Genomic DNA, 25,553 nt, shown 5'->3' with positions numbered 1-25,553 from the left:
GGACCGTCGTGCGGGGCCGGTCGCGCAGTTCCCCGCGTCCCTGCCGGGGCGCTGAAGTCCCCCCTCGGAGAGTCCTGTGCGTCGTCGTCTGATCCAGTCCACCCTCGCCGTCGTCCTGGTCGTCATCGCGGTGTTCGGCGTGTCCCTCGTGATCGTCGAGTCGCGGACCATCAGCAACAGCGCGCAGGAGCGCGTCGACTCCGAGGCGCTCCGGCTCGCCAGCATCGTCGACAGCCGCATCCTCGGGGACGAGAACGTCACCGCCGAGATACTGCGCACCCAGGTCGGCAAGGACCAGTACGCCGTCATCGGGATCCCGGGCAGGACGCCGATCGAGCTGGGCACCAGGCCCGAGGGCGACGTCATCCACTCCACGGTGAACGGCGAGGAGGGCGAGCGGGTCACCGTCCAGGAGCCGCGCTCCACGGTGACCCGGGAGGTCGGCCGCACCCTGCTGATCATCGGGGCCGTCGCACTGCTCGCCGTGATCGCCGCGGTCCTGCTGGCCATCCGGCAGGCCAACCGGCTCGCCTCCCCGCTCACCGACCTCGCCGAGACCGCCGAACGGCTCGGCTCCGGTGATCCGCGCCCCCGCCACAAGCGCTACGGCGTCCCGGAGCTGGACCGGGTCGCCGACGTGTTGGACTCCTCCGCCGAGCGGATCGGACGGATGCTCACCGCCGAGCGGCGGCTGGCCGCGGACGCCTCCCACCAGCTGCGCACGCCCCTCACCGCGCTGTCCATGCGTCTGGAGGAGATCACCCTCACCGACGACCCGGACACCGTGAAGGAGGAGGCGAACGTGGCGCTCACCCAGGTGGAGCGGCTGACGGACGTCGTGGAGCGGCTGCTGACCAACTCCCGCGACCCGCGGACCGGCTCCGCGGTCTCCTTCGACCTGGACGAGGTCATCCAGCAGCAGCTCGCCGAGTGGCGGCCCGCCTACCGCAGCTCGGGCCGGGCGATCGTCAGCTCGGGCAAGCGGCATCTGCGGGCGGTGGGCACGCCCGGCGCGGTCGCGCAGGTGCTGGCCGCGCTGATCGAGAACTCGCTGATGCACGGCGGCGGCACGGTCGCCCTGCGCACCCGGGTCACCGGCAACCAGGCGGTCGTGGAGGTGACCGACGAGGGCTCCGGAGTCCCCGCCGACCTCGGCAACCGGATCTTCGAGCGGACGATCAGCGGCCGCAACTCCACCGGGATCGGGCTGGCGGTCGCCCGTGACCTCGCGGAGGCCGACGGCGGCCGTCTGGAACTGCTCCAGGCCCAGCCGCCGGTGTTCGGCCTGTTCCTGTCCCGCACCCCGCCGGCCCACAAGCCGCCCGACGACGACCGCCCGACGGTCCGCTAGCGGTCAGAAGACCCGCTGCCGGGGCTTCGGCGCACGGGAGTCGGCGGCCCGCTCCAGGATCGCCTCGGCGTCGGCGACCGTCTCCCGGGCCGGCAGCGCCTGGAACACCCAGGTGCGGTACGACCAGAAGCGGAACAGGGTCGCCACACCGATGCCGACGAACTTGAAGACGTTGCTCTGCAGCGGGCTGTCCCAGCCGAAGCCGTAGGTCGCCAGGTACAGCAGACCGTTCTCGATCACCAGGCCCACCGCGCTGAACAGCAGGAACAGGGTGAGTTCCCTGGTGCGGCCGCCCTTGTCACGGTCCCGGTACGTCCAGTAGCGGAAGCCCAGGTAGTTGAAGACGATGGCGACGACCGTGGCTATCACGCTCGCCCGTACCACCGGGAGCTCGGTGAGGTGCCGGACCAGGTTGAAGACGCCGAGATTGACGAGAATGCCGGCGCCGCCGACGGCGCCGAACTTCGCGACCTCGCGTACGAGCCGTTGCAGCCCCGAGGAACCACGTTCCATGGTTGTGCGGGCTCCCGTCCGTAGGTATTGGCGACCCGGCCATGCTAACGATCCAGTATGTCCCATGCCCGTGGATGGCGACACAGGTCGGGAACGGCTTGGAAAGAACACCGGAAAAGCGGGTCAAGAGGCGGCGAAGCGGTCGGTAAGAGCACGGGTCGCGGCCGCGGAATCCGGCCACTCCTGCATGGCCGATACCCTGGGGGTGTGACGTTCCCGGTAGTCGGCATGGTCGGCGGGGGCCAGCTCGCGCGTATGACGCACGAAGCAGGCATCCCGCTGGGCATCAGGTTCAAGCTCCTCAGTGACACTCCCCAGGATTCCGCGGCCCAGGTGGTGAGCGATGTCGTCATCGGCGACTACCGCGACCTGGAGACGCTCCGTGCCTTCGCGCGCGGCTGCGACGTGATCACCTTCGACCACGAGCACGTGCCCACCGAGCACCTGCGGGCCCTGGAGGCGGACGGCATCCCCGTGCGCCCCGGCCCCGAGGCTCTCGTGCACGCCCAGGACAAGGGCGTGATGCGCGCGCGGCTCGACGCGATCGGCATCCCCTGCCCGCGCCACCGGATCGTGGCGGACCCGGAGGACGTGGTCCGGTTCGCGGCCGAGGGCGACGGCTTCCCGGTCGTCCTCAAGACGGTCCGCGGCGGCTACGACGGCAAGGGCGTGTGGGTCGTCGAGACGGCGGAGGAGGCCTCCGACCCGTTCCGGGCCGGGGTGCCCGTCCTCGCCGAGGAGAAGGTCGACTACGTCCGCGAACTCGCCGCCAACGTCGTGCGCTCCCCGCACGGCCAGGCCGTCGCCTACCCGGTGGTCGAGTCCCGGCAGGTGAACGGCGTCTGCGACACCGTGATCGCGCCCGCACCCGACCTGGACGAGGACCTCGCCCTGCGGGCCGAGGAGATGGCGCTGCGGATCGCCAAGGAACTGGGCGTCGTCGGCCACCTCGCCGTCGAGCTGTTCCAGACCCGCGACGGCCGCATCCTCGTCAACGAACTGGCGATGCGCCCGCACAACTCCGGCCACTGGACCCAGGACGGCGCGATCACCAGCCAGTTCGCCAACCACGTCCGCGCGGTCCTCGACCTCCCGCTGGGCGACCCGCGCCCGCGCGCGAAGTGGACGGTCATGGTCAACGTCCTCGGCGGCGACTACCCCGACATGTACTCCGCGTACCTGCACTGCATGGCCCGCGACCCCAGACTGAAGATCCACATGTACGGCAAGGACGTGAAGCCCGGCCGCAAGGTCGGTCACGTCAACACCTACGGCGACGACCTGGACGACGTTCTCGAACGCGCACGTCACGCTGCCGGCTACCTGAGAGGCACGATCACCGAATGAGCCCCGTTGTTGGCATCGTGATGGGTTCGGACTCCGACTGGCCCGTCATGGAGGCCGCCGCCCAGGCCCTCGACGAGTTCGAGATCGGGTACGAGGTCGACGTCGTCTCGGCCCACCGCATGCCGCGCGAGATGGTGACGTACGGCGAGCAGGCGGCGGAGCGCGGGCTGAAGGTGATCATCGCGGGTGCCGGGGGAGCGGCCCACCTCCCGGGCATGCTCGCCTCCGTCACCCCGCTGCCGGTCATCGGCGTACCGGTCCCGCTGAAGTACCTGGACGGCATGGACAGCCTGCTGTCGATCGTGCAGATGCCGGCCGGCGTGCCGGTCGCCACGGTCTCGGTCGCCGGCGCCCGCAACGCGGGCCTGCTGGCCGCCCGCATCCTCGCCACGCACGACGAGGAGCTGCTGCAGCGCATGCGGGACTTCCAGCAGGACCTCAACGACCAGGCGGCCGAGAAGGGCAAGCGCCTGCGGTCCAAGGTCGACAGCAGTTCGAACAGCTTCGGCTTCGGCAAGTAGGACACCGGGAAGCAATACGCAATGACCTCATCCGACGAAGCCCGGTCCCTCCTGCGCGAGTTCCCGGTGGTCGACGGGCACAACGACCTGCCGTACGCACTGCGCGAGCAGGTCCGCTACGACCTCGGCGCCCGCGACATCGCCGCGCACCAGAACGCGCACCTGCACACGGACATCCCGCGCCTGCGCGAGGGCGGGGTGGGGGCGCAGTTCTGGTCGGTGTACGTCCGCTCGGACCTGCCGGGCGCGGTCCCCGCCACCCTCGAACAGATCGACTGCGTACGGCAGCTGATCGCCCGTTACCCGGGGGACCTGCGGTCCGCGCTGACCGCCGCCGACATGGAGGCGGCGCGCGCCGAGGGCCGGATCGCCTCCCTCATGGGTGCGGAGGGCGGCCACTCCATCGACAACTCGCTGGGCACCCTGCGCGCCCTGTACGAGCTGGGCGTGCGCTACATGACGCTCACCCACAACGACAACAACGACTGGGCGGACTCGGCGACCGACGAGCCGAAGGTGGGCGGCCTGTCCGCCTTCGGCCGCGAGGTGGTCCGGGAGATGAACCGCCTGGGCATGCTGGTGGACCTCTCCCACGTCGCCCCGGCGACCATGCGCGCGGCCCTGGACACCACCGCCGCGCCGGTGATCTTCTCGCACTCCTCCGCCCGTGCCGTCTGCGACCACCCGCGCAACGTCCCGGACGACGTCCTCGAACGCCTCTCCGCCAACGGCGGCGTGGCCATGGTGACGTTCGTGCCGAAGTTCGTGCTCCAGGCGGCGGTCGACTGGACGGCGGCGGCCGACGACAACATGCGCGCGCACGGTTTCCACCACCTGGACACCGGCGAGGACGCGATGAAGATCCACCGCGCCTTCGAGGAGAGCCACCCCCGGCCGGTCGCGACGACCGCCACGGTCGCCGACCACCTCGACCACATGCGCGAGACCGCCGGCGTCGACCACATCGGCATCGGCGGCGACTACGACGGCACCGCCTTCACCCCGGACGGCCTGAACGACGTCTCCGGCTACCCCAACCTGATCGCCGAGCTCATCGACCGCGGCTGGTCGCGCGCCGACCTGGCCAAGCTCACCTGGCAGAACGCGGTCCGCGTGCTGGGCGCCGCGGAGGACGTGGCCCGGGACCTCCAGGGCACCCGCGGCCCGTCGAACGCGACGATCGCCGAGCTGGACGGCTGACGGGACCCGGGGGCGGGGCGTACCGGCCGCCCCGCCCCCGGTCGTACCCCCGAACGCCCCGTCCACCAGGAACCCTCCCGGTCAGCCGTGCGACGGTGGGCTACAGCCCCATCACGACGTAGCTCACGACGACGTACGGAGCCCGCAATGGCCGACCTCCACGACGTTCCCACCACGACCGAGGTCGGCGAGGACGACAGCCTCCCGTACGACCCGTTCCCCGTGGTGTCCGACACCGAGTTCCTGGCACAGGCCCACGTCCTGCTGGACGCCTACCCGGTCGCGGACGGCTGCAACGGGCTGCCGCGGGCCCTGGGACCGCTGCCCTGGTACGACCTGGAGCTGGGCGAGGCGGCCGTGGACACGGACGTGCCGCGGCTGCGCGAGGGGCACGTGGGCGCGCTGTTCTGGTCGCTGGACCTGCCGGACCCCGAGCACGGCGACCGGGCCGTGGGAGCCACCCTGGAGCAGCTGGACCTGGTGCGCCGGGTGGTCGAGACGCATCCCGAGGGCCTCCGGCTGGTGCGCAACGCCGGGCAGATCATCGACGCCCGCAACTGCGGCCGGGTCGCCGTGGTGCTCGGCCCGGCCCCGGCCGCGGCCATGCACGACTCCCTCGGCATCCTGCGGGTCCTGAACTCCCTCGGCCTGCGCGTCCTCTCGCTGGCCGGCGCCGACTGGGCGGACCGGGAGGGACTGACCCGCTTCGGCGAGGAGGTGGTCCGCGAGCTGAACCGGCTCGGCGTGCTCGCCGACCTGTCCGGCGCCCCCGAGGCCGTCCTCGCCCGGGTGCTCGCCCTGTCCAAGACGCCGGTCCTGTGCACCCGCTCCGCCGCCGCCTCGGTGCGGCCGCACCCGGCCAACCTCTCCGACGCGCTGCTCGCGCAGCTCGGCGAGCAGCGGGGCCTGTGCATGGTGCCGCTGACCGCGGAGCAGTGCGGGCCGACCGTGCAGGACGTCGCCGACCACCTCGACCACGTCCGCATCGTGGCCGGCCCCGAGTGCGTCGCGCTGTCCGGCAGCTACGACACCGGCGCCGCCCACCCCCGCGACCTCGCCGACGTCTCCCGCTGGCCGCACCTGATCGCCGAACTGCTCAGGCGAAGCTGGTCCGAGACCGAGCTGTCCCTGTTGACCTGGGGGAACGTGCAGCGGGTGCTGCGCAGCGCCGACTTCACCGCCCGTGCGGCCCAGCGCCGCCGCGAGCCGATCCCGGGCAGACCGGCCGATCCGGAGGCATGACCCCGGCCGGCCGGCCGCGCGAGGCGGTCACGCGGGGCGACCGCACGGGGTGATCAGGGGATCCGGCACAGGCAGAAGGGGTGGCCGGCCGGGTCGGCGTACACCTGGAAGTCCTTCTTCTCCCGGTCCTCCAGGTCCAGCGGCCGGGCCCCGAGCGCCAGCACCTTCTCGTGCGCCGCGTCGACGTCCGCCCAGGACGGCCCCGCGTCGAAGTCGAGATGGAGCTGCTGGCCGTTGCGGTCGGCCCGCGGCCACTCGGGCGGCGTGTGGCCGGCCGCCCGCTGGAAGCCGAGCCGCGGCCCGTCCGGGACCTGGAGGACGACCCACTCGTCGTCCGTCGCCACCGGGGTGCCCCCGGCCACGGCGGCGTAGAAGCGGGCCAGTGCGAGCGGGTCGGGGCAGTCGAGCACTACGTTGCGCAGACGGGCGATGATCGCCACGGTTCCTCCAGGGTCAGCAGGCGCAGAGACAGAACGGGTGCCCCGCCGGGTCGGCGTACACCCGGAACGTACGGTCCCGGTCCGCCGTGTCCAGCGGCCTGGCGCCGGACTCCAGCACGCTCTTCTCGGCCGCGTCCAGGTCGTCCACGGTCAGGTCGAGGTGGAACTGCTGGGAGTCGTCGGGCGCGGGCCACCTGGGCGGCACGAAACCGGGCGCCCGCTGGAAGGCCAGCACCTGGCCGCCGGGCACCGTCAGGTCCACCCACTCCTCGTCCCCCTCGACGCTGCCGCCCAGCACGCCGGCGTAGAAGGCGGCGAGCGCGGACGGGTCGGGGCAGTCCAGGACGACGGCACCGAGCTTGGCGAGAGCCATGACTTCCTCCTTGGAATCGAGTCGCGAGTTGTCCGTTGCCGGTCATTCGTTACCTGTAGAGCCGGGTAACCAGTCACCGTTACCGCATGCTCGCGTAGTGGCGGTAACCTCGCAAGGGAACGGGAAGAGGTGGCCTGCACGGATGAGTGAGAGATCGCCGGCGCCGGGCGCTCTGGCGCTGGTCGAGACGCTGGTGAACACGCTCGACCTGGAGTCCGGCGCCGACGCGCTCGACACGCCGGAGGGCAGGGCGCGCCTCGGCGTCAGCGGGGACGCGGTCCCGGCCGCGCGCGTGCTGCGCGAGTCGCTGCGCGCCACCCTGCTCGCCCACGCCGGCCACCCGCCGCACCGCGCGGTCACCCCGCTGGGCGACCTGCTCGCCGGCGCGCCGCTGCGCGTGGTGGTGGACCCGGCCGACGGCTCGGCCGCCCTCGCCGCCGCCGACGAGGGCCCGCTGGTCTCCCGCGTCGCCGCCGCGATCGCCGCGGCCCTGGTCGAGGGCACGTGGACCCGGCTCAAGGCGTGCGAGGCCGCCACCTGCCACTGGGCGTACTACGACCGCAGCCCGGCCGGCCGCGGCCGCTGGTGCTCGATGGAGGTGTGCGGGGCGCGCGCGAAGATGCGCCGGTACCGGGCCAAGGACAGGTAAGGCGCCGGACGTTCGACGGCAGCACCTGTCCCGCGTGGTGCAGAATGCGACCAGACACCGGTTCGGCCGACTGAGCCTCGGCCGAACCGGTGTCGCCCTGACGCTCGCGGTACAGGTCCTCAGGCGGTCGGGCGCCCCATCGCGCGGTACGTCCACCCGGCCCGCCGCCAGGCCTCCGGCTCCAGCGCGTTGCGCCCGTCGAGAATCACCTTCGCCGAGGCCACCGCACCCAGCTCCGCGGGGTCCAGCTCCCGGAACTCACGCCACTCCGTCAGGTGCAGCACGACGTGCGCGCCCCGCACCGCCTCCAGCGCCGTCTTCGCGTAGCCGAGCGTCGGGAACAGCCGCCGGGCGTTGTCCATGCCCTTCGGGTCGTACACCGTCACCTGGCCGCCCTGCAGATGGATCTGCCCGGCGACGTTCAGCGCCGGCGAGTCCCGGACGTCGTCCGAGTCCGGCTTGAAGGCGGCGCCGAGCACCGCGACCCGCTTCCCGAGGAACGACCCGCTCCCCAGCGCCTCCCGGGCCATCTCGACCATCTGGCCCCGGCGCCGCATGTTGATCGAGTCGATCTCCCGCAGGAAGGTCAGCGCCTGATCGGCGCCCAGCTCGCCGGCGCGCGCCATGAACGCGCGGATGTCCTTGGGCAGGCAGCCGCCGCCGAAGCCGATCCCGGCCCGCAGGAACTTCTTGCCGATCCGGTCGTCGTGTCCTATCGCCTCGGCCAGCTTGGCCACGTCACCGCCCGCGGCCTCGCACACCTCGGCCATCGCGTTGATGAACGAGATCTTGGTGGCGAGGAAGGAGTTCGCGGACGTCTTCACCAGCTCGGCCGTCGGGAAGTCGGTCACCACGAACGGCGTGCCCTCGCCCACCGGCGTCGCGTACACCTCGCGCAGCAGCTTCTCGGCGCGCTCCCCGCGCACGCCCACCACGATCCGGTCGGGGTGCAGGGTGTCCTGGACGGCGAAGCCCTCCCGCAGGAACTCCGGGTTCCAGGCGAGTTCGGCGTCGGCGCCCGCCGGCGCGTTCTCGGCGAGGTAGGCGGCGAGCCGCTCCGCCGAACCGACCGGCACGGTCGACTTGCCGACCACCAGCGCGGGCCGGGTGAGATGCGGGGCCAGCGAGGCGAACGCCGCGTCTACGTACGACATGTCGCAGGCGTACTCGCCGTGCTTCTGCGGCGTGTTCACGCAGACGAAGTGGACGTCGCCGAAGGCGCCCGCCGCCGCCCAGTCGGTGGTGAACCGCAGCCGGCCGGTGGAGCCCTCGAAGCCCGCCACGTGCCGACGCAGCAACTCGTCGAGGCCGGGCTCGTACATGGGAGTCTCGCCGCGCTCCAGCATGGCGATCTTCTCCGGTACGACGTCGAGGCCGAGCACCTCGAAGCCGAGTTCCGCCATGGCCGCGGCATGCGTGGCGCCGAGGTAACCGGTGCCGATCACAGTGATCTTGAGGCTCATGGAACGCTCCAGCTCGGGGACGTGGATGCTGCTGCGGGGCCGAGCATAACCGGGCCCTCCCGCGGGCAACTTTCCCGCTGTCGCGTACCTCACGTCACCGTTCCGTGGGCCGCGTTCTAAACTTTGAGTTACTTAACAGTAATTAGCGTCAGCACCACTGCGTCTGGAGTGAGGGACCTTGGCCGGATCGGCTGACTTCGACCTGTACCGCCCGTCCGAGGAGCACGACATGCTCCGCGACGTCGTCCGCGCGCTGGTCGAGGCGAAGATCGCCCCGTACGCGGCCGCGGTGGACGAGGAGGCCCGCTTCCCGCAGGAGGCGCTCGACGCGCTGGTCGCCAACGACCTGCACGCCGTCCACGTCCCCGAGGAGTACGGCGGCGCAGGCGCGGACGCGCTCGCCACCGTCATCGTGATCGAGGAGGTGGCCCGCGCCTGCGTCTCCTCCTCCCTGATCCCGGCCGTGAACAAGCTGGGCTCGCTCCCGGTGGTCCTCTCCGGCTCCGAGGACCTGAAGAAGAAGTACCTGGCGCCGCTGGCCAAGGGCGACGCGATGTTCTCGTACGCCCTCTCCGAGCCGGAGGCTGGCTCCGACGCGGCCGGCATGCGGACGAAGGCGGTACGCGACGGCGACCACTACGTCCTCAACGGCGTGAAGCGCTGGATCACCAACGCCGGCGTCTCCGAGTACTACACGGTGATGGCCGTCACCGACCCCGACAAGCGGTCCAAGGGCATCTCCGCCTTCGTGGTGGAGAAGTCGGACGAGGGCGTCTCCTTCGGCGCCCCGGAGAAGAAGCTCGGCATCAAGGGCTCGCCGACCCGCGAGGTCTACTTCGACAACGTCCGCATCCCCGCCGACCGCATGATCGGCGCGGAGGGCACCGGCTTCGCCACGGCGATGAAGACGCTCGACCACACCCGCATCACCATCGCCGCCCAGGCCCTCGGTGTCGCGCAGGGCGCCCTCGACTACGCCAAGGGCTATGTCCAGGAGCGCAAGCAGTTCGGCAAGCCGATCGGCGACTTCCAGGGCATCCAGTTCATGCTCGCCGACATGGCCATGAAGATCGCCGCGGCCCGCGCCCTCACCTACCAGGCCGCGGCCGCCTCCGAGCGCGGCGACGCCGACCTCACCTTCCAGGGCGCGGCGGCGAAGTGCTTCGCCTCCGACACCGCCATGGAGGTCACCACGGACGCCGTGCAGCTCCTCGGCGGCTACGGCTACACCCGTGACTACCCGGTCGAGCGCATGATGCGCGACGCGAAGATCACTCAGATCTATGAGGGCACGAACCAAGTTCAGCGGATCGTGATGGCGAGGAACCTGCCGTAACCCGCGGGGAATCCACCCGGAAGGCGTCCTTCGGGGCGCCTTTTCCGGTTCCGGCGTCGAATGGCGCTACCGGTGGGTCGGGCTTAGGAACGAACACAACGGGGCCTGCCCCGGGCCCTTCCCCCCACCTCCCTGGAGGAGCCATGACCCAGACCGGACCCATGACCGCCATGACCAAGCAGATGCAGGAGTGCGTCAACGCGTGCATGGCCACCCACACGGTGTGCGAGGAGACCCTCAGCTCCTGCATGTCCATGGAGGCCGGCCAGTCCCACATGCGGATCATGCGCGCGCTGATGGACTGCTCCGAGATGACCCGGATGTGCGCCGACATGATGATGCGGCGCTCGCCGCTCTCCGCCGAGATGTGCGCGATGTGCGCCAAGGCCTGCGACATGTGTGTCGAGGCGTGTATGTCCATGCCCGACGATCCGCAGATGAAGCGCTGCGCGGACGCGTGTCGCCGCTGCGCCGAGATGTGCCGCGCGATGGCGGGCGCGTCCATGTGACACCCCGCCCCAACGGCGTCAGGGGCACCCACGGGGGTGCCCCTGGAACCGCGTACGGCCTGTCTCAGTTCCCGGTGACGGTGACCTTCTGGTCGTTCTTCAGCTCGTCGACCAGGGTCTTGACCTTCGCCTTGTCCCAGACGAGGTTGCCGCCCGTCGAACCGGAGACCGGCATGTTCATCGAGGTGCCGTCGCCGCCGTTGACGTCCTTCATCGCGAAGAACATCGACGCCAGGTCCCACAGGCTCATGTCCTTGTCGACGGTGAGGGAGTCCAGGCCCGCGCCGAGGGTCGGGTAGAGCTTGAACGGGTTCAGGACCGTCGAGGGCGTGGCCACCTGGTGGGCGAGGGCGGCCAGGAACTTCTGCTGGTTCTTGGTGCGCTGGAGGTCGGACGCGGCGAAGGCGTGCCGGGTGCGGACGAAGGCGAGGGCCTGCTCGCCGTTCAGCGTCTGCTTGCCCGACTTGAAGTCGGCGCCCGAGTACTTGTCCTTGAAGCCCTTGTCGATGTCGATCGTGACCCCGCCGACCGCGTCCACGATGTCCGCGAAGCCGGCGAAGCCGATCTCCACGTAGTGGTCTATGCGCAGTCCGGTGTTGAACTCGACCGTGCGCACGAGCAGGGTCGGGCCGTCCTCCGCGTAGGCCGCGTTCAGCTTCGTGTGCCGGCCGGTGCCCTGGTAGACCTTGCCGGACGTGGACCCCTGGTACGAGGGGATCTCCACGTCGGAGTCGCGGGGCAGCGAGACGAGCGTGTCGCCGTTGTCGCCGACGTGCAGGATCATCATCGAGTCCGTGCGCTGGCCCTCGGCCGACCCCGTGTGCAGCTTCTTCTTCTCGTCGTCGGACATGCCCTTGCGGCTGTCGGAACCGACGATCAGGTAGTTGGTGCCGGAACCGGCCGACGGACGGTCGATGACCTTCGACAGGTCGACGTCCCGGTGCAGCTTGGAGTCGGCCCAGAAGTACGTCGACACCGATGTGACGATGAGCACGCCCAGGACGACGATCGCGGTCCACTTGATCCGCTTGCGCCAGTTCGGAGCCGGCCGCGGCTCGCGCTCACGGCTGCCGCCGGGGCCCCCGCCCCCGGGGCCGCCACCGTAGACCTGGCCGGTGTTGTAGCCGCTGTCGTACCCGGAGCCGTCGTCGTAGCCGCTGCCGTACGTCGGCTGCTGCGGGACGCCGGCGTAGCCGCCGCCCTGCTGGGGCGCGCCGTACGGCGGCGCCGACGGCTCTCCGCGCCGCACCTGGCGCATCACGCGGGCGCCCTCAGGCTGCGCGCTTGCGCTACCGCGTCCGTACCGGTCGCCGCGGTTGTCGTTCGACCGTCCCTGGGGCCATTCGCTCATGGGCCCCAGTGTGCAGGCAGCGCCTGTACCTCTTACAAGGGTCGTCGGGAAATCAGGGCACCGCTGTTGCGAACCCGACACAAATTCCGTGATTGTCACTTCGGCATAAGGTAGGGGCCATGACAGACCAGGCCCCCGAGGCGGAGTCAGATATTCCCGGCAAGCCGACGTCCGCCTCCCGGACCACGCTCAGCCACATCATGACCCACAGCGACACCAACCTCCTCGGTACGGTGCACGGCGGCGTGATCATGAAGCTCGTGGACGACGCGGCGGGCGCGGTCGCCGGGCGCCACTCGGGCGGCCCCGCCGTCACCGCCTCCATGGACGAGATGGCGTTCCTGGAGCCGGTCAGGGTCGGCGACCTGGTCCACGTCAAGGCGCAGGTCAACTGGACCGGCCACACCTCCATGGAAGTGGGCGTACGGGTTCTCGCCGAGCGCTGGAACGAATCGACCCCCGCCACCCAGGTCGGCTCGGCCTACCTGGTGTTCGCGGCGGTCGACGCGGACGGCAAGCCCCGCCGGGTGCCGCCGGTGGTCCCGGAGACCGACCGGGACCGGCGCCGCTACCAGGAGGCCCAGATCCGCCGGACGCACCGGCTGGCCCGCCGCCGCGAGATCCGCGAGCTGCGGGAGCGGCGGCTGGCGGAGGGCTTCGAGGACTAGGACCTGTATCTGTATCGGTCGGCTGCGGGCCGGTGGGGGCCTGTCGCGCAGTTCCCCGCGCCCCCGAGGGGCGCGGGTGGGACGCGACGGTCAGCAGACCGTCTCGTCGCCCCGGATCACCGTCGCCTCGCCCTGCGGCGCCGGCGCCTCGACCCGCACCTTGCGGACACTCGCCGGCCCTTTGAAGTCCGCCCCGGTCGTGACCCGCAGCACCGGACCCATCCCCTTCACCGCCACCAGCTCGCTCCCCGGCAGGGCCGCCGCCAGCGACCGGGCCGAACGGTCCCAGCGCGGGTCGTAGGAGATCACCGTCCGTCGCACGTCGTGGCGGACGGCCGTCACCGGCTGGTGGTTCGCCGCGAACCCCGCCGCCGTGAGCGCCGCGTCCATCTGCCGCCCGAGCCCCGCCGTCCCCGTGCCGTTCTCCACCTGCACCCGGATCTGCTCCGGTGCCACCTCCACGGTCACCTGCTTCGGCCCGGCGGGCCGCTTGGGTGCCGGCGGCGCCAGCGGCTTGTCCTCGCGCAGGGACTGGAACAGCCGTTGGGACCCGGCCGGGTCCCACTTCAGCGTCGAGCCGATGCCCTTCACCGCGTACCCCAGCTGCCCGATCGGGACGGTCGTGAACTCGGACGAGGACGGGGAGAAGTTCCGCATCGCCCGGCCGAGGTCCAGCAGCTCGTCGGTGCCGAATCCGGTGTCGGCCCGTACCGACCCCAGCACGGCCCGCGTCACGTCCCGGAACTTGATCGGGTTCAGCAGCACCCCCGACGACGACGCCCGCTCGATCAGCGAGGCCAGGAACCGCTGCTGCCGCTTCATCCGGCCGAGGTCGCTCGCCGCGTCGACGTGCCGGGAGCGGACGTACTGCAGCGCCTGCCCGCCGTGCAGCGTGTGCGTGCCGGCGGCCAGGTCGAGGCCGGTGTAGGAGTCCTTCAGCGGCTGGGGGGTGCAGATCCGGACGCCGCCGAGCACGTCGACGGTCCGCATGAAGGTGATGAAGTCGACCTCCAGGTAGTGGTCGATCTTCAGATGGGTCATGTCCTCGACGGTGCGGACGGTCAGCTGCGGGCCGCCCTCCGCGTAGGCCGCGTTCAGTTTGATCGGGTGGGCGGCGTGCGCGCGGCCCGTCGTCCCGTCGGTGTGCGGGGGCACCTCGGCGTACGAGTCGCGCGGCAGGCTGACGACCGTCGCCCGCTCCCGGTCCGCCGAGATGTGCACGATCATCATCGTGTCTGTGCAGTGGCAGGGCGCTCCGCCCAGCCGGTACGTCCGCCGCTCGTGCTCGGTGATCTTGTCGCGGCCGTCGGTGCCGACCAGCAGGACGTTCATGCCGTTGCCCTGCCGGGGCCGGTTCTTCATGTCCTTGAACGGGTCGACCCGGGCGATGTCGGCGTCGAGGCTGGCCATCACGGAGTGCCCGATCCCGGCCGACGCCAGCACCACCACCGAGAGTGTGGTCACGGCCCGCATGGCCCAGCGCGGCCGCCGGGGCCTTGCGGGTCGTACCGGCGGCCGCGGGGCCTGAAGGGCGGGTTGCGGTCGTCGCCGCGGCCGGGCGGGCCGGGCGGGGGACCGGGGCGGGCTGGCGGCCAAAGGACACCTCCGGACGAGGCCGTACGTGGGATCCGTGAGCACGGTAGGCCGATACGACCTTCAGCCCGCCGCTTGGCACCGGCGGCGCGCACCGGTGTCCCCCGTTCGCGGTAACGTGAGCCCCCTATGAACGCCAAGCCCGACGTGCGGCATCCCGCAGTTTCCGTGATCATGCCCGTCCTCAACGAGGAGCGGCACCTGCGCGGGTCCGTCCAAGCGATCCTCGCGCAGGAGTACGCCGGCGAGCTGGAGGTCGTCATCGCCCTCGGTCCGTCCACGGACCGCACGGACGAGATCGCGGCACAGCTCGTGGCCGAAGACCCCCGCGTGCACACCGTCCCGAACCCGACCGGCCGCACCCCAGCCGCGCTGAACGCCGCGATCAAGGCCTCCCGGCACCCGGTCGTGGTGCGCGTGGACGGCCACGGCATGCTCTCCCCGAACTACATCGCGACCGCCGTACGCCTGCTGGCGGAGACCGGCGCGCAGAACGTCGGCGGCATCATGCACGCCGAGGGCGAGAACGCCTGGGAGCACGCGGTCGCGGCGGCCATGACCTCGAAGATCGGCGTCGGCAACGCCGCCTTCCACACGGGCGGCGAGGCCGGTCCCGCCGAGACCGTGTACCTCGGTGTCTTCCGCCGTGAGGCCCTTGAGCAACAGGGCGGCTACAACGAGGAGTTCATCCGGGCCCAGGACTGGGAGCTGAACTTCCGGATCCGCGAGGCCGGGGGCCTGATCTGGTTCTCGCCGGAGCTGCGGGTGTCGTACCGGCCGCGGCCGTCGGTGAAGGCGCTCGCCAAGCAGTACAAGGACTACGGCCGGTGGCGGCACGTCGTCGCCCGCTACCACGAGGGCTCCATCAACCTGCGCTACCTCGCCCCGCCGACCGCGGTGTGCGCGATAGCCGCCGGCATCGTCGTCGGCGCCCTGGTCACCCCGTTCGCGCTGGTGATACCGGGCGGCTACCTCGCGGCGATCGTCGCCGGGTCGCTGCCGGCCGGCAGGGGCCTGCCGCTCAAGGCCCGGCTCCAGATCCCGGTCGCCCTCGCCACCATGCACATGTCGTGGGGCTACGGCTTCCTGACCAGCCCCAGGTCGCTGGCGAAGCGGGTCATCGCGTCCCGCCGTCCCGCGGTGCTCAGCCCGACCTCGAACTGAGCACCGCCCTCGCGGCTACCAGCGGTAGGGCGCGTACACGTCCATGCACTGCGTGGTGTCAGAGCCGTTGATGGCGTCGGCGTTGTCGGGCAGGTCACCGGCCTTCGGCGCCGACTGCTTGGGATACGCCGTGCCTTCGCGCCAGTCGGCACCCACGAGCAGCGTGACCCCCGACACGTCGGTGGTCTGCTTCACCTGGCCGACCGGGATCCCCAGCGCCTTGGCGACCGCCTGGGCGTCGCCGCGCAGGTCCGCGCTCGGATACTCCACGACCGTCTTCTCCACGGACTCGACGGCACCGGAGGTGTCCGCCGCCGCCCTGGTGTAGCCCTTCGTGCCGAGTTCCGTGGCCAGCGTCCTGGCCCGGCCCGGGACCGCGGCCAGGTTGGAGCTGCCGGTGCCGTTCTGCACCATCACCCCGAGCCGGTCGGCGGTGAGGGAGGGCGCCGCGGTCGCCGTGGCGGGCGCGGTGTTCTTCTTCTTGTCCCCCTCGGCGTCGCCGTTCTTGTCGAACGGCACGTCGTCGCGGAGCATCTGCCACATCTTGTCGGCGTCGGCGGTGTCGGGCACCACGTGGTCGCGGTTCTGCGGGTCCGGCAGGTTCGGCATGGTCACGCTGGTGATGCGGTCGGTCGGCACCGACTTCAGCTGCATGGCCAGGTCGTACAGCTTCTTGACGGTGCCTATCTCCTCGGACACCGTCAGCGAGTCGGTGGCCGCCTCCGCGAGGCCCATCAGGCGCGGGGTGTCGGTGAAGACGTTCTGCCCCTTGAGCGTCCGGATCATCGAGTTCAGGTACATGTGCTGGGCGCGGGCCCGCATCAGGTCGCTGCCCCAGGCGTGCCGGGTGCGCAGCCACTGCAGGGCCTGCTTGCCCTGCACCTTGTGGGTGCCGGCGGTCAGCTTCAGCCCGGAGCCGCCGGGCACCGCCGCCGTCGGGTGGTCCGACACGTTCTGCTTGACGCACACCTCGACCCCGCCGATGGCGTCGGCCATCTTCACCACGCCGGCGAAGTCGATCGTCATCCAGTGGTCGATGTAGACGCCGGTGAGGTTCTCCCAGGTGGCCAGCGTGCACCCGGCGCCGCCGCGGGCCAGCGACTCGTTGATGATGCCGTTGGTCGCCGGGAACACCTTGCCGGTCCGCGGGTCCTTGCACTTGGGTATGTCGACGCGGGTGTCCCGCGGAATGCTCACCATCGACGCGCTCTTGCGGTCCGCGGACAGGTGGATGAGCATCTGGACGTCGCCGAGCGGCGGGTTGCCCACGTTGTCCTTGCTGCCGCCGAGCTTCACGTTCTCCGCGGAGTTACGGCTGTCGGAGCCGATCAGCAGGATGTTCATCGGCGTCTCCCCGGCCGAGTTCGGCGCGGTCCGCCGGGCCTTGGAGTCGCCGCTGCTGCGCTCGCCCTTGTGGATGTTTCCGTTCAGATGCTCGTAGTAGAGGTAACCGGCCCCGGCCGTACCGAGGACCACCAGTGACAGCGCGGCCGCCGACCAGCGCAGCACACGCCGTCCGCGGCCGCGCCCGCCGCCGCCCGGACCCGTCGGGCCCTTCGGGTCGTCCGGTCCGCCGGGGGTCCCGGATGCCCTCGGCGCGAGGGACATCGTGTCCTCGACCGCGGGCACTTCCCTCCGCACGTCGCTCTGCGTCAACTCCCAGCCCTCCCCGCCCTGCGCACTCCCGCGCACCGGCCCGTCGCCGACGCCCCCCATCGGACGCTCCACGGACCACACGGGTCCGCCCCGCGCCCGGTTAGACGCGCGACGGACCCATAGGGTTACCTGCTTATTTGCTGTGACTTGGTGTCATCGGGGAGCGACTCCCCGCAATGGGCAGCCGTATGCCGCTACTTGGCGCAGGTCACCTTGTCCGCGGTGGTCTTGCTGTCCACTTCCGGCGCCTTTGTCGGAGTGGTGAGGGACACCCCCGCCCCCTGGAAGTCCTTGCCCAGCGTCAAGGTCATCGCGGGCACTCCCTGGGAGTTGGTCACGCTCTTGCCGGGCTTGAGCGCCGCGCCGGACAGCCCCATGAGCGAGGCCAGTTCGCGTGCCTGGGGGGCCTGGTCCGGGGCGTACTCCAGCGTGGTCCTGGCGAGCGGGGCGGGCGCGTTGCCGGCGTTCTCCGACTTGAGGACGCCCTGCTGGTTCTGCAGCCAGCTGAGGGTCTCCTGGGCGCTGCCGGCCGGCGCCCCGCCGTTGAGGATCCGCACCCGCACCGCGGAGGCCTCCGACTTGGAGCCCTCCAGACGGGCGGCCGCCGCGTCCTTGCTGGCCCGCGCCTGCTTCTTCTTGACCGCGGTGAAGGAGACGTCGTCCTTGATGGCCTGGAAGACCGGCGGTGCCTTGGTGTCGTTGAGCACGACGGTCGCCTTGACCTTCTCGGCCGGGTTGTCGATGACCGGGACGGTGGTGAAGGTCAGGTTCTTCGGGTTGAGCTTGCCGAGCTCCAGACCCAGGTCCTTCAGCTTGCCGATGCTGTCCAGCTGGGAGTCGACGGTCAGCGCCTTGGTGCCGACCTCGGCCAGCTTCAGCAGCTTGCCCGGGCTGGAGAGCGTCGAGTTGGAGCTGAGCTTGCGCATCAGCGCGCTGAGGAACTGCTGCTGGAGCTGGATCCGGCTGAGGTCGCCGCCGAAGCCGACCGAGTGCCGGGTGCGCACGAAGGCCAGCGCGGTCTCGCCGGAGATGGAGTGGGTGCCCTTGGACAGCTTCAGGTGCGAGTCGGAGTCGTCGATGTCCTTGGCCAGGCACACGTCGACCCCGCCGACCGCGTCGGTCAGCGTCTTGACCGCGTTGAAGTCGGCCACCATGAAGTTGTCCGGCGTGATCCCGGTCAGCTCCGTCACCGTGCGCACGGTGCAGCTGGCCGTACGGCCGTCCTGGCCGAGGCTGGTGTTGAACCGGACGTCGGTGGTGCCCGGGATGACCTTCTGGCTGCCGTCGGCCTGTTCGGTCGGGCAGTCCGGGACGTCCACGATCAGGTCGCGCGGGATGCTCAACGCGGTCGCGTTCGACCGGTCCTTGGAGATGTGCAGCAGGATGTTGGTGTCGGCGTGCCCGACGCTGCCCGCGTCGCCGTACCCCTCGTTGCCCTTGCCGGTGCGCTTGTCGGTGCCGATCACCAGCAGGTTGATCGCCTTGTCCTTGCTGAAGCCACCGGTGCTCGCGCCGTCGTCGGAGACGGACGTGATGTTGTCGTTGAGGTGCTTCACGTACAGGTAGCCGGCGGCCGAGGCGACGACCAGGACGAAGGCCATCGAACCGCCGGTCCACAGCAGTACCTTCTTGGCCTTCGACTTCTTCTTCACCGGCCGCCGCGAGCGCCGCCCGGCCGGCGGCTCGGGCTCGCCGCGCCGCCTGCGCTGTCCCGGGACCTGCGCCGTGGCCTCGCGGCCCGCCGTGTCGCGGCCCGCGGTCTCCCGTGGCGCGTCCGCGTCGGCACGCGGCGCCCGCGGCCGGCGCGGTCCGGGAACCGACGACTGCGGAGCGGAAGCTGTCAGTCGCAGTTCGTATTCACCGGTGTTCGGATTGAGTACCCACTGGTCTGCGGGATCGATGTCGTCCGCCCGCCCACGGCCTTGCGCGTCCACGGTTGTCCGAATCCTCCGTCGGGGCCACGCGGCGCCCTCCCCCCATCAGGGCGCTCGGTCACGGTTAACAGTGCACGACCCCAGGACGGACCTCGCGGCCGGGTGCACCGGAGGGCACACACTATCCGTCCAGTTCAGCGTCGAGTGACGCCAGTGACAAATTCGTCGTTCCCACACCTGGGCAATCCGCCTCATTTAACTGACAACGAACGACGCCGAAGTTCGCCGCCTTGGCTGGTGCCTCACCCGCAACTGTCCTCGGCGGCGGTGTTCCCGCGAAACCCGGCCGACTCGGAGCTGCTGCTCTTCTTGGTGACCGGCACGGGTTTGTCGGCCCGCAGCAGCCCGAAGAGCGAGTCAGCCCTGCCCGCCACGAGCTGGTCGCGGTTGGAGTCGTAGACGTACGGCTCGCGCGGAACGGTGAGGAACTGCACCTGCTCGGTGGGGATGTCGCGCAGCCCGCGCACGAGCTGGTACAAACCGCGCAGACTGGCCAGTTCCGGGTCGGTGGTGAGCGCGGAGGTCGCCGCGTCCAGCAGCGGATAGAGCTTCGCCGGGTTCAGCAGTACGTCACCGCCCCGCACCTTGTTGACGAGCGCCCCCAGGAACAGCTGCTGGCGCTCCATGCGCTCGGTGTCGCTGCCGTTGCCGAGCGACTTGCGCGCCCGTACGTAGCCCAGCGCCTGCTCCCCGTCGAGGGTGACCCGGCCGGCGGGCAGCCGCAGTTTGGCCGCCTTGTCGTCGATCGGCTCCTTCAGGCAGACCTGCACCCCGTCGACCGAGTCGACCATGTTCTTGAACCCGTTGAAGTCGACGACGACGTGATGGTCGATCCGGATGTCGGTGAGCTTCTCGACGGTACGGATGGTGCAGGCCGAACCCCCGACCTCGAACGCGGAGTTGAACAGCGTGAACGAGGGCTCGCTGCGGTGGCCGTCGCCCTGCAGGCAGCTCGGCACGTGCACCATCAGGTCCCGGGGCAGGGAGACGGCGGTGGCGCTGCGCCGGTCGGCGGCGAGGTGCAGCAGGATCGTGGTGTCGGACCGCTCGGTGCCCATGTCCTTGCCGTACCGGCCGTTCCCGGCCCCGGCGCGGGTGTCCGACCCGATGAGGAGGATGTTCTGCGCGCCGCTGACCAGTGCGGTGGGGCGCTCCCGCTCGTAGCGGGCGAGTTCGGCGGCGGCCGCCTCGTCGGGCGTGATGTTGGCGCTGAGCCGGTCGTAGAGCACCCAGCCGCAGGCGAGGGCGGAGGAGGCGAGCAGCCCGGCTGCCACGGCCGCACCCGTCAGCCAGCGCCGCCGCCGACGCCGGGCAATGCCGTCCCCGGTCGCGGTAACCCCTCCGGCATCGCTCACCCCTCCAGGGTGCCCGCCCCCACCCTCAGGGACCCCCACCAACTACTCCACCAGAGTGACCCCCCAGGGCACGCACACCCACCCACCCCCAGGGGCGCGGGGAACCGCGCGATCAACCCCCACCCACCCGCACCGTCGGGGGCGCGGGGAACTGCGCGATCAGCCCCCACCCACCCCCACCCGAAACTCACGGCCGAGCCACCCCCTTCAGGGGCGCGGGGAACTGCGCGACAAGCCCCCACTCACCCGCACCCGGCGAACAACGTCACCCCCCCGCCGGAGGCCCCGTCAACGGACCGAAGCCGTCACCCGCTCACTCTCGATCCGCTTCGCGACCCCTTCTTCCCCCAGCTCCCCCAGATGCCGGCAAAGCACCACCGACCCCCCGACCGCGAGCGGCGCGTACAGCCCCGCGCTCAACCCCTCCCACGTGTCGAACCCCCGCCCGGACAGCAGCCGCGCCCCCGGCCCGGTCAGATCCAGCCCCGGCGCGTCCCCGAGCGCCCGCTCCACCACCTCGGCCCCGCTCAGCTCCGCACCGGCCACGATCAGCGCCGGCGCCTGCGGATCGACGGGCGCGAACGGCGCGAACCGGTCGCCCTGGCTCGGCACCTCCACCGCGTAGTCCGCGAACCCGTCCGGGACCACCGGGAAGCGTCCGCCCAGCGGCCGCAGCGCGAGCGCGACCCGCTCCCCGCGGCAGGCGCGCGCCGCCTCCAGCGAGTCCGGGCCGCTCACCACCACGTCGGCGGCCGCCGGATCCCCGCTCACGTCGGCCACCGCGCCCACCGACGCACAGGCGAGCAGCCAGACCGCCGTCTGCCAGTGCGCGGGCAGCAGCAGGGCCACCCGGTCACCGGGCCCGGCCGCGAGGTCGCCCTGGAGCAGGTTCGCCGTCTTGGCCACCCAATTGGCGAAGGTGGCCACGGACAATTCGACGCGTTCGCCCGTGGCGTCGTCGTAGAAGGTCACCAGGGGGCGTCCGGGATCCGCGGCGAGCGCGGAACGCAGCAGGTCGGCAGGGGTGCGATCGGTGGCGTTCACCCGGGCAAGCGTACGCGGCGCCCGGCGCCCGCACCGGCCGGCGGGGCCACCGGTTCGGCGCAATCGCTTCCGACGGACCGTCAGGCCCGCAATGGACATATATGTCTGACTCTGTTCAAGATCAGGGGCATGCGTGGATTCCTGACTTCCTCGATCGGCGTCACCTGCGCGGCGGCCCTCACCCTCCCCGCGGTCGCGCTGACCATGCCGTCCGCGGCCGCCGCACCGGCGGAGCGGGCCACGACGAGCACCGGCCGGCCGGGCGGCAGCACCCGGTCGCTGCCCCTCACCCCCCGCACCGGCGAGCGCGTCCTCGGCCAGGCCGTCGAACAGGGCCTGTACCGCGACGACCTGGAGCACTTCTCCCTCGTCGGCGTCAGCTGGGCCAACCCCGGAACCGCACTGCACGGCCTGGTCCAGGTCCGCGCCCGGTCCGTCGCCACCGGCCGCTGGTCGGGCTGGCAGGACGTCGACACGGACAACGCCGACCACGGCGCCGACCCGGACACGGCGGAGGCCGACTCGGGCCGGGTGCACGGCGGCACCGCGCCGCTGTGGGTGGGCGACTCGAACGGTGTCGACGTACGGGTGCGCGCCGAACTCGGCACGGACCCCGGCCCGCGGGACACTCCCACCGGCGGGCACGACCTGCTCCCGGCCGGCCTGCGCCTCGAACTCGTCGACCCCGGCGAGGGGTCCCAGGCCTCCCTGGACGACGTCGCGCGCACCGAGGCCGACGCGTCGGCGGCGGTCAACACCGAGCTCGCGCCCTTCGGCGCCACCGAGATCCCGGCCCTGGACCGGCGGGACACCGAGGACGAACTGGCGGCGCTGACCGGCGTCACCCGCGTGAAGCCGTACATCGGACCCCGCCCGAAGATCGTCACCCGCCGCGGCTGGGGCGCCGACGAGTCACTGCGCGAGAAGGGCTTCGTCTACACCGGGAAGATCAAGGCGGCCTTCGTCCACCACACCGACTCCGGCAACGGCTACAAGTGCTCCCAGGCCTCGTCGGTCATCCGCAGCATCTACCGCTACCACGTGGTGAGCATGGGCTGGCGGGACATCGGCTACAACTTCCTCGTCGACAAGTGCGGCGGCATCTACGAGGGCCGCGCCGGCGGAGTGGCGAAGGCCGTCCGGGGCGCCCACACCCTGGGCTTCAACAGCAACAGCATGGGCATCGCGGTCATCGGTTCGTTCAAGTCGCACAAGCCGCCCACCGCCGTCGTCACGGCCCTCGCCAAGGTCACCGCCTGGAAGCTCGGGGTCTTCGGGGCGAATCCGAAGGGAAAGACATATCTGAAGTCCGGCGGTGGCAATCTCTACCCAAAGGGGAAGAACGTACGACTGAACGTGATCTCCGGACACAGGGACGGGTACGCCACCGAGTGCCCCGGCGCGAAGCTCTACGCCAAGCTCGGCTCGGCCCGGACCAGCTCCGCGCGCCTCCAGGGACGCTGAGCCGAGGGGCGCGTTCACCGCCGTCGGGGGGAAGTCCGGGGGAAACCGCACACCCGTGCCGCGTGGCACCGCGCGGCCGTCGAGGGCGCCGTCGCACGGTCTGCATACACTGGCCGGCCGACAGAGAGTTCGGCCGGTCCCGGCAGGAAGAGACGACAGGTGACAGAAGCGATCCTCCTGGTCGGCGGCAAAGGCACCCGGCTGCGCCCGCTCACGGTCCACACGCCCAAGCCCATGGTCCCGGCCGCGGGTGTGCCGTTCCTCACGCACCAGCTGGCCAGAGCCAGAGCGGCGGGCGTCGAGCACATCGTCCTGGCGACGAGCTATCTGGCGGAGGTCTTCGAGCCGTACTTCGGCGACGGAGCGGCGCTCGGCCTGCACATCGAGTACGTCACCGAGGAGGAACCGCTCGGCACCGGCGGCGCCATCCGCAACGTGGCCGCCCGGCTGCACTCCGGCCCCGACGACCCGGTGCTCATCTTCAACGGCGACATCCTGACCGGCCTGGACATCAGGGCGCTCGTCGCGATGCACGAGAGCACCGATGCCGACGTGTCCCTGCACCTCACCAAGGTCACCGACCCGCGCGCCTACGGTCTGGTCCCCACCGACGAGACGGGCAGGGTCCTCGCCTTCCTGGAGAAGCCGCAGACGCCCGAGGAGATCGTCACCGACCAGATCAACGCGGGGGCGTACGTCTTCCGCCGCTCGGTCATCGACGCGATCCCGCAGGGCCGCCCGGTGTCGGTGGAACGGGAGACCTTCCCCGAACTGCTGTCGGCCGGTGCCCACCTCCAGGGCATGGTGGACTCCACCTACTGGCTGGACCTCGGCACCCCGGCGGCCTTCGTCCGCGGCTCGGCCGACCTGGTCCTGGGCCGCGCCCCGTCCCCGGCCGTCCCCGGCCGCTGCGGCGACCGCCTGGTCCTGCCCACCGCCCGGGTCGCGGCCGACGCGAAGCTGACGGGCGGCACGGTGGTCGGCGAGGGCGCGTTCGTGGCCGAGGGCGCGCGGGTCTTCGGCTCCACGATCCTGCCGGGCGCCGTGATCGAACCCGGCGCGGTCATCACCGACTCCCTGATCGGCAACCGGGCGCGGGTCGGCGAGCGCGCGATCCTCACCGGCACGGTGATCGGCGACGGCGCGACCGTCGGCGCCGACAACGAGCTGCGGGAGGGCGCGCGGGTGTGGTGCGACGCGATGATCCCGGCGGGCGCGGTGCGGTTCTCCTCGGACCAGTAGCGGCGGCCTCGGGCGGTTCGGCCACGGGCGCGTGCGCGCTGCCCGCCCGCGCCGGCCCTCGGGGGCGCCGCGCCCCTGAGGGCACGCCGCGCCGGCCGCCGTCACAGCCGCCCGATGTCTCCTCGCGGCATCCGCGGCGCCCGCCGCTTCGGCACCTGACCGCTCAGCATGATCAGCCGGGCCGCCCGGTGCCGCTGCCCGGCGTACGGCTCCAGCAGCCGCAGCATCGCCTCGTCGTCGGCATGCCGGTCACCGGCCAGCGCGAACCCGACGATCCCCGGCAGGTGCAGATCCCCGACCGTGACCGCGTCCGCCGCGCCGTGACTGCGCTGCACGGTCTCCGCGGACGTCCACGGCCCCACACCCGGTACCACCTCCAGCCGGGCCTGCGCGGCCTCCGCCGTCATCCCCACCGCCTGCTCCATCCGCGCGGCCACCCGCACCGCCCGCAGGATCGTCGATGCGCGCTTGTCGTCGACACCGGCCTTGTGCCACTCCCAGGAGGGGATCAGCGACCAGGTCCGCGGCGCCGGCATCACCCACATCGGCCGCTCGCCGACTCCCGCCGGGCCGGGCGCAGGCTCACCGAACCGCCGTACCAGCAACCGCCAGGCCCGGTACGCCTCGTCGGTGGTGACCTTCTGCTCCAGGACCGAGGGGATCAGCGACTCCAGCACCAGCCCGGTCCGGGTCAGCCGCAACCCCGGCCGACGGTGCCGGGCGGAGGCGAGCACCCGGTGCCGGGGCACGAACAGGGACGGGTCGTCGGCGGAGCCGAGCAGCTCGGGCAGCCGCTCCAGCAGCCAGTCGGCACCGGCCCCCCAGGCCTCACCGCGCACCTCGCCGCCGTACACGGCGACCCGTAGCGTCCCGGGACCGGCGGGCGTCAGACTGGCCCGCCACACGGACCCGTCGCGCGTGGCCCGGAAGGTCGGATCGCCGGGCCCGCGCCGCAGCGGCCCGAGCACGAGCCCGAGATCCAGATCGCCCTCGGGCTTCCAGATCCGGACGCGTCCGGGCGCGGCCGCCTGCCGGGGCACCGCGGCGGGCACGACGACCTGCCCACCCCGCACGCTCACCCGGGTGGGTTTCGGAGCAAACCGACCAGCCACGCAAAGGATCCTAGGCCCCAGGCGCC

General features: G+C 71.6%; 23 protein-coding genes. 12 read left to right on the top strand and 11 right to left on the bottom strand.

Annotated features, from left to right (window positions below):
• Positions 1-76: 76 nt before the first annotated feature.
• Positions 77-1,351 (top strand): ATP-binding protein, encoded by a 1,275-nt coding sequence (locus ACIRQ9_RS14710; protein WP_404171876.1) that lies wholly within the window; start codon positions 77-79, stop codon positions 1,349-1,351.
• A 3-nt stretch (positions 1,352-1,354) separates the two neighbouring features.
• On the opposite strand, the gene ACIRQ9_RS14705 is transcribed toward ACIRQ9_RS14710, so the two are convergent.
• On the bottom strand, positions 1,355-1,864 hold the full coding sequence (locus tag ACIRQ9_RS14705) for a GtrA family protein (protein WP_404171873.1): 510 nt from the start codon (positions 1,862-1,864) through the stop codon (positions 1,355-1,357).
• 207 nt (positions 1,865-2,071) lie between these two features.
• On the opposite strand from ACIRQ9_RS14705, the gene ACIRQ9_RS14700 reads away from it, so the two are divergent.
• From ACIRQ9_RS14700 to ACIRQ9_RS14685, 4 genes are all read left to right on the top strand, one after another.
• A complete protein-coding gene (locus ACIRQ9_RS14700) occupies positions 2,072-3,211 on the top strand; it encodes a 5-(carboxyamino)imidazole ribonucleotide synthase (RefSeq protein ID WP_351935585.1) in 1,140 nt (379 codons plus the stop codon).
• Positions 3,208-3,732 carry a 5-(carboxyamino)imidazole ribonucleotide mutase gene (purE, locus tag ACIRQ9_RS14695; protein WP_404171870.1) on the top strand — a complete coding sequence of 175 codons (525 nt, stop codon included), beginning with the start codon at positions 3,208-3,210 and terminating at the stop codon, positions 3,730-3,732. The genes ACIRQ9_RS14700 and purE overlap by 4 nt, the downstream gene beginning before the upstream one ends.
• 21 nt (positions 3,733-3,753) lie before the next feature.
• Positions 3,754-4,932, top strand: coding sequence for a dipeptidase (locus ACIRQ9_RS14690; protein ID WP_404171867.1), 1,179 nt, complete (start codon positions 3,754-3,756; stop codon positions 4,930-4,932).
• 147 nt (positions 4,933-5,079) lie between these two features.
• The gene (locus ACIRQ9_RS14685; protein ID WP_404171864.1) at positions 5,080-6,174 is read left to right on the top strand and encodes a dipeptidase; all 1,095 of its coding nucleotides are present in this window, start codon (positions 5,080-5,082) and stop codon (positions 6,172-6,174) included.
• Positions 6,175-6,227: 53 nt separating this feature from the next.
• Here ACIRQ9_RS14685 and ACIRQ9_RS14680 read toward each other — a convergent pair whose 3' ends face one another.
• Together ACIRQ9_RS14680 and ACIRQ9_RS14675 are read right to left on the bottom strand one after the other, a co-directional pair.
• Positions 6,228-6,614, bottom strand: coding sequence for a VOC family protein (locus tag ACIRQ9_RS14680; protein ID WP_404171861.1), 387 nt, complete (start codon positions 6,612-6,614; stop codon positions 6,228-6,230).
• A 13-nt stretch (positions 6,615-6,627) separates the two neighbouring features.
• A complete protein-coding gene (locus ACIRQ9_RS14675) occupies positions 6,628-6,987 on the bottom strand; it encodes a VOC family protein (protein WP_404171858.1) in 360 nt (119 codons plus the stop codon).
• A 142-nt stretch (positions 6,988-7,129) separates the two neighbouring features.
• Here ACIRQ9_RS14675 and ACIRQ9_RS14670 point away from each other — a divergent pair, with 142 nt between their 5' ends.
• Positions 7,130-7,636: a CGNR zinc finger domain-containing protein gene (locus ACIRQ9_RS14670; RefSeq protein WP_404171855.1), complete on the top strand. Its 507-nt coding sequence runs from the start codon at positions 7,130-7,132 to the stop codon at positions 7,634-7,636.
• 119 nt (positions 7,637-7,755) lie between these two features.
• Here ACIRQ9_RS14670 and ACIRQ9_RS14665 read toward each other — a convergent pair whose 3' ends face one another.
• Positions 7,756-9,099: a UDP-glucose dehydrogenase family protein gene (locus ACIRQ9_RS14665; protein ID WP_404171852.1), complete on the bottom strand. Its 1,344-nt coding sequence runs from the start codon at positions 9,097-9,099 to the stop codon at positions 7,756-7,758.
• A 178-nt stretch (positions 9,100-9,277) separates the two neighbouring features.
• Here ACIRQ9_RS14665 and ACIRQ9_RS14660 point away from each other — a divergent pair, with 178 nt between their 5' ends.
• Together ACIRQ9_RS14660 and ACIRQ9_RS14655 are read left to right on the top strand one after the other, a co-directional pair.
• On the top strand, positions 9,278-10,435 hold the full coding sequence (locus ACIRQ9_RS14660; RefSeq protein ID WP_351935578.1) for an acyl-CoA dehydrogenase: 1,158 nt from the start codon (positions 9,278-9,280) through the stop codon (positions 10,433-10,435).
• Between the two features lie 143 nt (positions 10,436-10,578).
• Complete coding sequence (locus tag ACIRQ9_RS14655; protein WP_404171849.1) at positions 10,579-10,944, top strand: four-helix bundle copper-binding protein; 366 nt, start codon at positions 10,579-10,581, stop codon at positions 10,942-10,944.
• 64 nt (positions 10,945-11,008) lie between these two features.
• Here ACIRQ9_RS14655 and ACIRQ9_RS14650 read toward each other — a convergent pair whose 3' ends face one another.
• Positions 11,009-12,295 carry an LCP family protein gene (locus ACIRQ9_RS14650; RefSeq protein ID WP_404171846.1) on the bottom strand — a complete coding sequence of 429 codons (1,287 nt, stop codon included), beginning with the start codon at positions 12,293-12,295 and terminating at the stop codon, positions 11,009-11,011.
• A gap of 119 nt (positions 12,296-12,414) precedes the next feature.
• On the opposite strand from ACIRQ9_RS14650, the gene ACIRQ9_RS14645 reads away from it, so the two are divergent.
• On the top strand, positions 12,415-12,963 hold the full coding sequence (locus tag ACIRQ9_RS14645; RefSeq protein WP_404171843.1) for an acyl-CoA thioesterase: 549 nt from the start codon (positions 12,415-12,417) through the stop codon (positions 12,961-12,963).
• Between the two features lie 90 nt (positions 12,964-13,053).
• Here ACIRQ9_RS14645 and ACIRQ9_RS14640 read toward each other — a convergent pair whose 3' ends face one another.
• On the bottom strand, positions 13,054-14,436 hold the full coding sequence (locus ACIRQ9_RS14640) for an LCP family protein (RefSeq protein ID WP_404171840.1): 1,383 nt from the start codon (positions 14,434-14,436) through the stop codon (positions 13,054-13,056).
• Positions 14,437-14,685: 249 nt separating this feature from the next.
• Between ACIRQ9_RS14640 and ACIRQ9_RS14635 the strand changes: the two genes are divergently transcribed.
• Positions 14,686-15,720: a glycosyltransferase family 2 protein gene (locus ACIRQ9_RS14635; protein WP_404171837.1), complete on the top strand. Its 1,035-nt coding sequence runs from the start codon at positions 14,686-14,688 to the stop codon at positions 15,718-15,720.
• Positions 15,721-15,735: 15 nt separating this feature from the next.
• Here ACIRQ9_RS14635 and ACIRQ9_RS14630 read toward each other — a convergent pair whose 3' ends face one another.
• From ACIRQ9_RS14630 to ACIRQ9_RS14615, 4 genes are all read right to left on the bottom strand, one after another.
• Positions 15,736-17,328, bottom strand: coding sequence for an LCP family protein (locus ACIRQ9_RS14630; protein WP_404172448.1), 1,593 nt, complete (start codon positions 17,326-17,328; stop codon positions 15,736-15,738).
• 242 nt (positions 17,329-17,570) lie between these two features.
• Positions 17,571-19,310, bottom strand: coding sequence for an LCP family protein (locus tag ACIRQ9_RS14625; protein WP_404171834.1), 1,740 nt, complete (start codon positions 19,308-19,310; stop codon positions 17,571-17,573).
• Between the two features lie 242 nt (positions 19,311-19,552).
• The gene (locus ACIRQ9_RS14620; protein WP_404171831.1) at positions 19,553-20,704 is read right to left on the bottom strand and encodes an LCP family protein; all 1,152 of its coding nucleotides are present in this window, start codon (positions 20,702-20,704) and stop codon (positions 19,553-19,555) included.
• Positions 20,705-20,953: 249 nt separating this feature from the next.
• The gene (locus ACIRQ9_RS14615; protein ID WP_404171828.1) at positions 20,954-21,709 is read right to left on the bottom strand and encodes a TIGR03089 family protein; all 756 of its coding nucleotides are present in this window, start codon (positions 21,707-21,709) and stop codon (positions 20,954-20,956) included.
• A 129-nt stretch (positions 21,710-21,838) separates the two neighbouring features.
• On the opposite strand from ACIRQ9_RS14615, the gene ACIRQ9_RS14610 reads away from it, so the two are divergent.
• Positions 21,839-23,173, top strand: coding sequence for a peptidoglycan recognition protein (locus ACIRQ9_RS14610; RefSeq protein WP_404171825.1), 1,335 nt, complete (start codon positions 21,839-21,841; stop codon positions 23,171-23,173).
• 159 nt (positions 23,174-23,332) lie between these two features.
• Positions 23,333-24,415 (top strand): sugar phosphate nucleotidyltransferase, encoded by a 1,083-nt coding sequence (locus ACIRQ9_RS14605; protein WP_404171822.1) that lies wholly within the window; start codon positions 23,333-23,335, stop codon positions 24,413-24,415.
• Between the two features lie 101 nt (positions 24,416-24,516).
• Here ACIRQ9_RS14605 and ACIRQ9_RS14600 read toward each other — a convergent pair whose 3' ends face one another.
• Complete coding sequence (locus ACIRQ9_RS14600; RefSeq protein WP_404171819.1) at positions 24,517-25,527, bottom strand: DNA-3-methyladenine glycosylase family protein; 1,011 nt, start codon at positions 25,525-25,527, stop codon at positions 24,517-24,519.
• Positions 25,528-25,553 lie beyond the last annotated feature (26 nt).

The sequence above is a fragment of the Streptomyces sp. NPDC101237 genome (assembly GCF_044767465.1).
GTDB lineage: Bacteria > Actinomycetota > Actinomycetes > Streptomycetales > Streptomycetaceae > Streptomyces > Streptomyces gramineus.
The sequence above is the reverse complement of the archived record's forward strand: the minus strand, read 5'-3'. Positions and strand labels throughout refer to the sequence as shown.

Excerpts from the sequence above, each read along its gene's own strand:
- ACIRQ9_RS14705 (WP_404171873.1), bottom strand. The coding sequence starts at position 1,864 with ATGGAACGTGGTTCCTCGGGGCTGCAACGGCTCGTACGCGAGGTCGCG.
- purE (WP_404171870.1), top strand. The coding sequence starts at position 3,208 with ATGAGCCCCGTTGTTGGCATCGTGATGGGTTCGGACTCCGACTGGCCC.
- ACIRQ9_RS14690 (WP_404171867.1), top strand. The coding sequence starts at position 3,754 with ATGACCTCATCCGACGAAGCCCGGTCCCTCCTGCGCGAGTTCCCGGTG.
- ACIRQ9_RS14685 (WP_404171864.1), top strand. The coding sequence starts at position 5,080 with ATGGCCGACCTCCACGACGTTCCCACCACGACCGAGGTCGGCGAGGAC.
- ACIRQ9_RS14675 (WP_404171858.1), bottom strand. The coding sequence starts at position 6,987 with ATGGCTCTCGCCAAGCTCGGTGCCGTCGTCCTGGACTGCCCCGACCCG.
- ACIRQ9_RS14670 (WP_404171855.1), top strand. The coding sequence starts at position 7,130 with ATGAGTGAGAGATCGCCGGCGCCGGGCGCTCTGGCGCTGGTCGAGACG.
- ACIRQ9_RS14665 (WP_404171852.1), bottom strand. The coding sequence starts at position 9,099 with ATGAGCCTCAAGATCACTGTGATCGGCACCGGTTACCTCGGCGCCACG.
- ACIRQ9_RS14655 (WP_404171849.1), top strand. The coding sequence starts at position 10,579 with ATGACCCAGACCGGACCCATGACCGCCATGACCAAGCAGATGCAGGAG.
- ACIRQ9_RS14650 (WP_404171846.1), bottom strand. The coding sequence starts at position 12,295 with ATGAGCGAATGGCCCCAGGGACGGTCGAACGACAACCGCGGCGACCGG.
- ACIRQ9_RS14645 (WP_404171843.1), top strand. The coding sequence starts at position 12,415 with ATGACAGACCAGGCCCCCGAGGCGGAGTCAGATATTCCCGGCAAGCCG.
- ACIRQ9_RS14640 (WP_404171840.1), bottom strand. The coding sequence starts at position 14,436 with ATGCGGGCCGTGACCACACTCTCGGTGGTGGTGCTGGCGTCGGCCGGG.
- ACIRQ9_RS14635 (WP_404171837.1), top strand. The coding sequence starts at position 14,686 with ATGAACGCCAAGCCCGACGTGCGGCATCCCGCAGTTTCCGTGATCATG.
- ACIRQ9_RS14630 (WP_404172448.1), bottom strand. The coding sequence starts at position 17,328 with ATGTCCCTCGCGCCGAGGGCATCCGGGACCCCCGGCGGACCGGACGAC.
- ACIRQ9_RS14610 (WP_404171825.1), top strand. The coding sequence starts at position 21,839 with ATGCGTGGATTCCTGACTTCCTCGATCGGCGTCACCTGCGCGGCGGCC.